Annotated in this window: 5 protein-coding genes; 3 read left to right on the top strand and 2 right to left on the bottom strand. The window is 36.7% G+C overall.

The features are described 5' to 3' along the window. Positions 1 to 362: 362 nt before the first annotated feature. Complete coding sequence (locus B0A64_RS25145) at positions 363 to 1,721, bottom strand: hypothetical protein (RefSeq protein WP_089479366.1); 1,359 nt, start codon at positions 1,719 to 1,721, stop codon at positions 363 to 365. Positions 1,722 to 2,636: 915 nt separating this feature from the next. On the opposite strand from B0A64_RS25145, the gene B0A64_RS10045 reads away from it, so the two are divergent. The 3 genes from B0A64_RS10045 (at position 2,637) to B0A64_RS10035 (ending at position 7,596) form a co-directional block, all read left to right on the top strand. Beyond that, a complete protein-coding gene (locus B0A64_RS10045) occupies positions 2,637 to 5,828 on the top strand; it encodes a SusC/RagA family TonB-linked outer membrane protein (protein ID WP_089479365.1) in 3,192 nt (1,063 codons plus the stop codon). Positions 5,829 to 5,840: 12 nt separating this feature from the next. Beyond that, positions 5,841 to 7,265 (top strand): SusD/RagB family nutrient-binding outer membrane lipoprotein, encoded by a 1,425-nt coding sequence (locus B0A64_RS10040; RefSeq protein ID WP_089479364.1) that lies wholly within the window; start codon positions 5,841 to 5,843, stop codon positions 7,263 to 7,265. A gap of 139 nt (positions 7,266 to 7,404) precedes the next feature. After that, complete coding sequence (locus B0A64_RS10035) at positions 7,405 to 7,596, top strand: cold-shock protein (protein WP_072958530.1); 192 nt, start codon at positions 7,405 to 7,407, stop codon at positions 7,594 to 7,596. A 67-nt stretch (positions 7,597 to 7,663) separates the two neighbouring features. Here the strand turns inward: B0A64_RS10035 and B0A64_RS10030 are convergent, their stop codons facing one another. Continuing rightward, complete coding sequence (locus tag B0A64_RS10030; RefSeq protein ID WP_089479363.1) at positions 7,664 to 9,418, bottom strand: CocE/NonD family hydrolase; 1,755 nt, start codon at positions 9,416 to 9,418, stop codon at positions 7,664 to 7,666. Between the last annotated feature and the right edge of the window lie 113 nt (positions 9,419 to 9,531).

Raw genomic sequence — 9,531 nt, 5'->3', positions numbered from 1 at the left:
AAAAATATTAGAATAAAATTATTCATAGCTGTAAAAGCATCAAAAAATGATTAGTATTAAAGTCGACAGGCAATACATAAAAATAAATCCTAATTTCAATTTCATTGTAATAAAGAGATAAGGTTACTTAAGAAATACAAATCTAATATTAACCCGTTGGGTGTAATTAAAAAAATATATATTTAACACATAGAAACATAGATTTTTTAGCTAAAAAGAATGCCAAAAGAAATACATTTCTTTCACATAGCCAGGCTATGTGCATTTTAAACAAGTGAAACGCCTTTTTTAAAGATCCAAAAGCTATGTTTCTATGTGTTAAAATTAATTACACCCAACGGGTATTTTTTAATATAATAATATTACCAAATCAAAGGTTCGTTACCATTCATAAAAAGGTATCGTTTTTCATCGATTACCGGTAAGTTTGTAATGAGGTAAGGATCAATACGAATATTTTTGTTTTCGACCGGGTCAGTATTTTGCCAGCGCAACAGCACTACTTGTCCTGATGCTGTACCTACAACAATATGTTGCCTGTCCGGAGCTACATCAATAGACATAATTGTACCACCTATATGTATATAATGCGATTTTTCATCGCTTACCTTTAGCCATAAATAACCATCATTTGATCCAAGATAAAATCCGCTCGCAGATGGATACATACTAAAAATCCATCTTCTGTTGTCGACAACAAAAAGTGCTTCGCTATCCATATCATAACCGGAAGCTTTCAAGCCTTCGATTTGGTCTACCAATACACCTAAAGTTGCGCTATGCGAAAAATGACAAGAACCTAATGCCAGTAAAGGCGGTTGAAATTTATAATTAAAACAGGCAATGTTAGGATAAGAAGAGCGCTGCTCGATATTGGCAGTTTCTTCCCATTTTTGATCTTGTTGCATAAGTACAATATGCGATGAATTTTGAGACCCTACTGTAATATATTTGTCATCAGGCGAAAGAGCCGCATGCGGATAGTAAAGAAATTTATATTTAGATTCTTCGTCGTCTTCATCATCTTCATCATCGTTTTCGTCTTCATCATCTTCATCTTCATCTTCATCATCTTCATAATCAGTGTCAAGACCTCCATGAATTAATTCAAAACCATCTTCGTTGATAACAAATATCCCACAATAAGTAGTCAATACAACTTGTTTACCTGTAGAAAAAACGTTTATACTTTCATACTGAAGTTGTTTGAGAGTAGCATTTTCCGGCAAGTCAAGTGTGCTTACTATTGCACCATCCCAGCCTTCGTGTATCTCGATTTTGGTATTGTAAACTTTTGCAAAATATTTTTTGTCCTCACTAAAACCAAACCCTATTAAATCATCTAATAAGGTTATTTTGTCATCCTGAATGGTATATACACCCTGCCATTCATAATAATCCCCAATTTTTGCGATAATGCGATTGTCATCAAGAATTGCTACTTTTCGTACTTTGTACCACTTCGAATCATCTAAAACATCGGATAGCGGATCATTATCAGCAGGAAAAAGTTCGCGAAATTCTTTGTGCTGTCCATTTTTGTTATGTTCGATCAATTGCTCCAAAACATACTCTGACATATCTTTTCTGGGTTCTTCCGGACAATCTGTGGTTGGGTTTTCTTTCTGGATGTATATAATATCCAACCATTCATTTAGGGCTGTTTTGTATTCGTGACCTTCTTTTTTCCAACGTTCTGATGCTTCTTGTAATTTCTTCATGAAAAATTTATTATAGGTTTTATGTTAATAATTAGTATAAAATAGTGAGCACAATTTATAAATTTTTACAATTTATAACAAGATATATCTGATTATTGTAAAAATTTAAGAGTAAGTACTATCTTAATGTTTTTAAATTTCTTCAATTTTTTTGCAAATACCTGATTTATATCATTTTAAAATTTAACACAAAATTTGAGCTGATTTTGTAAGAAATGGTGTTTTTATATTTGCATCGTTTTCAATATTAATTTCAGCATATTTACTACAGAAATTAATGGTTTACGGCATTTTTGATTCTTATTTGTAAGATAAATGCTAGAGAGATAGTGCTGTAACGTAGTAAATCCGGCTAATTTAAGCCTATTGGTTTAAAAAAAATCTTACACAATAAAAAAATGTATATAAGTATTAACTGCCTTGTTTTAAGTTAATTAAAACTTTACTAAAATTTTAATTAACATTTTTTTTGCAAAAAAAACGATTATAATTTTGGGACTAATATTTTTAACATACTTTTGTTCTATCAAATTAGTAGAGTTTAAAAATAGGTTAAATACAAAAAAAGAAAAACTGTCGAATAAATTTCATTTTTGAACAGGATAGTAACCATCTGGTAATTTATACCCTATGAGTTGTCGCTGTAGAAAATTCTTCAATCCCTAATTTACAACAATTTTTGAATAAGACACAGCCTTAAGTTTTAGGGTTAAGATCTTGTAAAGAACAATTAAAATAATAGTAATCCAAAATAAAGAAAAGATGAAAAAACGAATGTGTTGCAGATAAAAAAAAACCATTTCTGTTGCAGCAGAAATGGTGAAGCTTAAAGAAATTGTAGATCTCTATAAGGAAAGTGAGAGTGGAATAAATCCATTTTCGGCTCGCCTTATTTATTAAACTAAAACGAAAGTAATGAAAAAAAAATTAAATAGATACGCATGGTTATGTATTTTGTTGATTTCCGTTGGGATTAAAGCTCAGGAGACCAAACCGTTAATACAGTCCAAGCTCGAAGGAATCGTAATCGATGCGGTTACAAAAGAGCCTGTTATTGGTGCTTCGATAAATATAAAAGGTACTACACACGGAGTTGTAACAGATTTGGATGGTAAATTTTATTTCCAAACAGGTCAAAAACTTCCTTATACGCTTATAGTAAGTTATATGGGGTATAAAAAAACCGAAATTGTCGCCAATGAAAATTCGATTGTCGTAGATCTTACCCAGGAACAGAATGCATTGTCTGAAGTAGTAGTTACCGCACTTGGAATTTCGAAAGAAAAGAAATCTTTAGGGTATACCACACAAGCACTTAAAGGCAAACAATTGGCAGATACAAAAGAAACAAATTTTTTAAACAGCCTTACGGGTAAATTGGCGGGAGTACGTATCACCAATTCGCAGGGAGATATGGGGTCTTCCCGTATTATTATTCGTGGCGAAACGTCTATATCCGGAAATAACCAACCCTTGTTTGTAGTCGACGGAGTTCCGGTAGACAACTCACAGCTAGGTAGTGTTGGTGGAGCTACACGTGATTTTAAGAATGCTATTGCCGATTTGAATCCACAGGATATAGAAACATTAACCGTACTAAAAGGACCTAATGCTGCTGCTCTTTACGGATCACGTGCTGCACATGGTGTGGTGCTTATTACTACAAAATCAGGAAAAGGTCAAAACGGACTGGGCATAAGCGTTAGTTCTGGTATAACCATTTCGCAAGTGGCTACTTTGCCTAAATTTCAAAATTCATTTGGACAGGGTTCAAACGGAAAGTTTAGCTATGTAGATGGTAAAGGTGGCGGAATTAATGATGGTGTTGATGAAAGCTGGGGCCCTAAAATGGACGGACGTCTTATTCCTCAGTTTTACTCGAACGGGGTAGCAGTACCATTTGTGGCACATCCTGATAATGTAAAAAACTTTTTTAATACCGGTCTTACTTATGATAACAGTATTTCGATAGCCAAATCTGATGAGAAATCAGATTTTAGATTAGGAATAAACAATCAAAAACAATTAGGAACGGTACCTAACAGTGAAGTAAACAAAACAAACTTTACCATTAACACGAACTACCAAATCTCAAAAAACATAAAAATTGGGGTAACAGGTAATTATATTGTGACTACAGCGCCAACCTTACCGGGGGGACCAACAGGTAACCGTGCTGCCGGGGTAATGCTTCAGTTTTTGTGGTTTGGGCGTCAGGTCGATACAGACCAGCTTCAAAGCAACAGAGATGTAAACTGGAACAACAGTTATTACAGCAATCCGTATTGGAATGCTTATTACAATACAACGAGTCAACAACGTAATCGTTTTATAGGAGATATTCACCTGGAAGCAAAGATTATAGACGGTCTTTTGTTTAAATTCCGCACCGGAGTAGATTATTATAACGATCGCAGAAAATATGAGATCAAATATGGTACAAACGGAACTCCTTTTGGATCGTATGCAGAGGATGCTTATACGGTAGACGAAAGAAACACAGAGGGTATCCTGCAATATACCAAAAAAGTAAACGACGATTTTAGTGTAGATGCCCTTGCAGGGTTCAATGTACGTAACCACACTGATTCTAACAATTATCAAAAAGCGTTACGTCTGGCTGTGCCTGATTTGTATACATTGACGAACTCGAGAGATCCATTGACTTCCTCGAATTTATATTCAGAGTTAAAAGTATACAGCGCCTATGCTTCGGCACAATTAGGCTACAAAAATTATGCGTTTTTAAATGTAACGGGACGTAACGACTGGTCATCGACTTTGCCAAGCAGTAACCGTTCGTATTTTTATCCTTCTATCAGTGGAAGTTTAGTATTGTCTGATGCTTTGAATATAAAAAGCAACACGCTTGATTTCCTGAAAATACGTGGTGGCTGGTCTGAAGTAGGTAACGATGCAGATCCGTATCAATTGAATACAGTTTATAATTTTCAAGCTGCATTTGACGGAAATCCAATTCAGACTTCGTCTAAAAAGAAACTGAATGAGAACCTGAAACCGGAAACGACACGTTCTACTGAAATAGGTCTGGAATCTTCTTTCTGGAAAAACAGACTGCATTTTGATCTGGCGTATTATAACACGAATAGTTTTGACCAGATTCTGGAAATAAAAACGACTACAGCAAGTGGTTATGATTCGCAATTGATCAATGCAGGAAAAATAAACAACCATGGTATAGAAGTTCAATTGGATGGAAACCCGGTTCAAACGGATGATTTTAGATGGAATGTGGGTGTAAATTATTCTAAGAATGTAAGCAAAGTAGATGTTCTGGATTATGATAAACAAATTAAGAACTACACTATTTCTTCTTCTGGCGGTGTTGATGTATTGGCATCTGTAGGACAAGCTTATGGAGCACTTTACGGTACAGCTTATCAGCGCGACGCAAACGGAAATATAGTGGTGGGTACAAATGGACTGCCATTGGCTGATCCGCAAAAGAAAGTATTAGGACATTATACTCCGGATTTTATTGGCGGTATTACCAACACACTGACTTACAAAAACATTGAACTTTCATTTCTTGTTGATGCCAGTGTAGGCGGGGAGCTTTTTTCAGGAACAAACAGAACCGGTAATTATACAGGGGTACTGGCACAAACGCTTCCGGGTCGTGACGCAGCAAATGGCGGATTAAATTACTATTATCCAAACAATGTTACCACCAATACAAAAACGTTGGTAACAGGAGGAGCCGCTCCAAATGGTGCAACCGTATACGATGATGGTATGATTTTTAATGGGGTATATGCCAACGGAAATCCAAATACTCAGGTAATTAGTGCGCAGGAATATTACAAATCGTCTTACAACATTAGCGAAGCTTATATTTACAGTTCTACTTTTGTAAAATTGAGAGAAGTAAAACTGAGCTACAATTTTGATCGAAAATTTGTTAAGAAACTTGGTTTTCAAGGGGCAAGTGTCACTGCTACAGGTCGTAACTTATTTTTTATCTACAAAGACGTACCTAATATCGATCCTGAATCGGCTTTTAATACCGGAAACGGACAAGGACTGGAGAGTTTAGCCTTGCCAACAACCAGAAGTTTTAGCCTTAATGTTAATCTTAAATTTTAAAAACACGAAATCATGCTAAAAAAAATAGCTTATATAACCCTATTTGCAGTGTCACTGATTTCTTGCAGCGACAATCTGGATGATATTAATAAAAATCCAAATGCAACCGAAACACCATTGGCACCCTATCTCTTAACAGGATCATTAAAACAGGGCGCTGATCTGTATTGGGGATCAGATAATAATTTTAACTCGTCTTTGCTATTTGTTCAGCATTGGGCTAAAATTCAATATACAGAACCGGACAGATACGATGTGTCTAATACTACATTTGTTTCTTTATGGAATACGGGATATGCAACCCTGATTACAGATTTGAATACTATTTTGAATTTTACGGATCAGCAGGCAAATTCTAATTATAAAGGAATTGCACTCACCCTGCGTTCCTGGACTTTTTTGTTGCTGACAGATGCTTACGGAAGTATTCCTTATAAAGAAGCAGGTCTAAAAGTAACGCCGGCTTATAATACTCAAAAAGAAGTATACACAGGATTACTGGAAGATTTACAAAAAGCCCAATCGTTGCTAAGTCCGGCAAACGGAACTGTAACGGGCGATTTGTCTTATAAAGGAGATATCCTGAAATGGAAAAAACTGGTAAACTCACTTCGCCTTCGTATCGCTTTGAGAATTTCAGACAAAGAACCTGCTTTGGCCAAGCAGGCTGCGATTGATGCAACAAGCGATGCAGCAGGACTAATAAGCAGTAACAGCGAAACTTTTCAGTTTATTTATACCAGTTCTCCACAACAAAACCCAGCCTCGGCATGGTTTGAAACCCGTGATGATTTTCGTATTTCGAAAACATTGGTAGATAAGCTAAATGAATTCTCTGATCCCCGTTTACCTGTTTATGCACAATTGCCATCTGATGCTACTGTAGGTAAATATGTAGGAGGGGGCAACGGATTATCGAACAGTGATGCTAATAGTCAGGGTTTTGCCAAAACATCAAAACCGGGAACCTACTTCCTCACTTCGGCATCACCGGCTGTAATTGCTTCTTACTCAGAAACGTTGTTCAATCTTTCTGAAGCTGTAGCCCGTGGGTATATTGCAGGAGATGCAGAGCAACTTTATAAAAATGCTATCACGGCATCGTTCAATCAATTTGGGATTACCAACACAACGACTATTGCTAATTATCTAAATCAGGTAATTGTAAAATATGATGCAACAAATTATGCCAAATCGATAGGGACACAAAAATGGATTGCCTTTTACGGACAGGGTCTTGACGCTTTTACAGAGTGGAGAAGACTTGACTATCCTGTTTTGACAGCCGGACCGTCTACAGTTTTGAACGGACAGATTCCTTCGCGTTTCTTTTATCCGGGAACAGAGCAATCGTTGAACGGAACCAGTTATCAGGCAGCAGTAGCTGTGCAGGGAAAAGACTTGCTTACCACGAAATTATGGTTTGATGCCAAGTAAATCAATTCCGGAAAAGAGGTTTAAAAATCTGTTTTTGGGACATTTAGAAAAAAATAAACTATTATTTAGGTCTAATTGCTTCTTTTTCAGTTTTGTACTGTTAAATTTAATATATTTGCTCCAATAAATAATTATTAAGATGCAAGAAGGTACAGTAAAATTCTTTAATGAAGAAAAAGGTTTTGGATTTATTACACCAAAAAACGGTGGAAGTGAAATTTTTGTTCATGTTTCAGGTTTATCAGAAAATATACGTGAGAACGATGAAGTACGTTACGACATAGCAGAAGGTAAAAAAGGCCCAAATGCTGTAAACGTTGTAGTAGCCTAATATATTAGGAGAAAAAGTAAAAGCACCTGCCAAAAGCAGGTGCTTTTTTTTTGAAAAAAAATACCGATTATTTCATTACAGGCATTTGCAGATAACTGGCGTATTTACCACCAGTATGCAGGATATGTATGCCTTTATTGTTGGGGATACAACCCGGAGTTCCCGGCATTACAGAGCCAATTTCGTCTTTGCTGCTAATCATCACACGCAAAGTTTCGCCGGCATAATAAGTCATACCAATCGGACTAAGTACAATATCGAGCTCTGTGATTTCTTTTTCTGAAAGCTTATCTACACGATCAAAACTGTACGCAGGTATTTCATCTGTAGAAAGTTTTGGGTCTAAATGTCTCGCAGAAGCGCGCAAACGTCCGCTTGGACCTTTGTAACGCAATGCAGAAGCTCCGTCCTGAGTAAAATCCTGCAAAGCGGCATTGCGATTTGGAACTACAAACTCACTTAATACATTGCCTAATTTATCAATTTTTTGTACCCACACAAATACATCCATATCATTGGTATTTTCTGTTTCCATAAAAAGTTTTACTTTTGGATAACCAATAAAAGTAGTTTCTTTTTCAAAAACAGTCTGGAATGATATACGACAAGGCAAAGCTTCCGGAAAATAACGCAATGGCAACTCATTGGTATCGGCAGTTGATTGTAAAGTCCTTGTTTTGCCACTCATATAATAGCGTTGGATTTCAGATTCTTTTGGAGGGAAAGTTTGAGCAGCAAGGCCAGTACGGTTTTTACCATGAAAATCCAGAATCGAATACCTTACAGTTGGTGTTTTTTCCCAGTCATTTTCTTTATCAAGCAGGTAATAGTCAAAAAATCGGCGGAGATCCTCGGTAGATTCGGCATTGTAGTAATCAGGCCATTCCTGGGTATCGTGAATACGCAACCATTTTTTGGGAGAACCAATTGAACGCCATGAGCGAAAAGTTCCCATGGTATGCAAGGTATTAGAGTAACTTGCCACAATATAGGCAGGTATCGTAATTTTAGAGACATCGGCTACTTTGTCTTTCCATAATTCGTGATTTGCAAGGGGATAAGCCTCCATCTCAGCGACCATATCTTCTCGTTTTGCACCTGTAGCACTTACGTGATTTATTTGCAAACGGTGAAGGAAATTAGGATCCGGAATTCCGCCAATGTATGCCAAATCACGATAAGCATCCTGCAAACCTTCGGTTGGACTTATACAAGTAAGATGTGGCGGTTGACCTGCCGCAATAAACCATTGCGAAAAAGCCAGATAAGAAGTTCCCGATAAGGCTGTTTTGCGGTTAGACCAGTCTTGTGCTGCCAGCCATTCGATAAGATCATAACAATCTTCTGCTTCTTGCGAACCAATCATTGTAGTATCGCCTTGGCTATGGGCAATCCCGCGTGCGTCCGGGTTACATACTGCATATCCGTGCTGAACCCAATAGGCAGGATCGGGGGCTTCAAACTTGGTTAAGCCGGAACCCCATGCATTTCCCATTGCAAGCATGTTGAACAAACCAACATAACGAGGAGCTGTTCCGGCACTTTTTCCATAAGGACTCCATGCAATAAGCGTAGGGACTTTTTCCTGGGTAACAGGCAGGAAAATATCCGTATAAATGGTAACACCGTCGCGCATTTTTACAGGGACATCTTTCAAAAAACGAATGTCACAAGCAAGGGGTTTAAAGCCGGGAGCAATTTGTTCCCCCTTTTTCAACATTGTTTCTTTGGTTTCAAACGGGCTTAGTACACCGTGTTCAATTCCGTTATCAATATATTCAAATGCGGGTTTGAAAATCATTTTTTCAGTTATCCTGTTCATCTCTTTATAATTTTTCAGTTATTAAATTAAAATAATTAAGCATTTTTAGATAGAGGAACTATTTATTTTAAAGTTTGTTTTCCTCTTTTAATTTTAGGGGCATCGAACACTTT

The sequence above is a fragment of the Flavobacterium araucananum genome (assembly GCF_002222055.1).
GTDB lineage: Bacteria > Bacteroidota > Bacteroidia > Flavobacteriales > Flavobacteriaceae > Flavobacterium > Flavobacterium araucananum.
The sequence above is the reverse complement of the archived record's forward strand: the minus strand, read 5'-3'. Positions and strand labels throughout refer to the sequence as shown.

What these genes read in the sequence shown, in the direction of transcription:
- B0A64_RS25145 (WP_089479366.1), bottom strand. Translation starts at nt 1,721, where the DNA reads ATGAAGAAATTACAAGAAGCATCAGAACGTTGGAAAAAAGAAGGTCAC.
- B0A64_RS10045 (WP_089479365.1), top strand. Translation starts at nt 2,637, where the DNA reads ATGAAAAAAAAATTAAATAGATACGCATGGTTATGTATTTTGTTGATT.
- B0A64_RS10040 (WP_089479364.1), top strand. Translation starts at nt 5,841, where the DNA reads ATGCTAAAAAAAATAGCTTATATAACCCTATTTGCAGTGTCACTGATT.
- B0A64_RS10035 (WP_072958530.1), top strand. Translation starts at nt 7,405, where the DNA reads ATGCAAGAAGGTACAGTAAAATTCTTTAATGAAGAAAAAGGTTTTGGA.
- B0A64_RS10030 (WP_089479363.1), bottom strand. Translation starts at nt 9,418, where the DNA reads ATGAACAGGATAACTGAAAAAATGATTTTCAAACCCGCATTTGAATAT.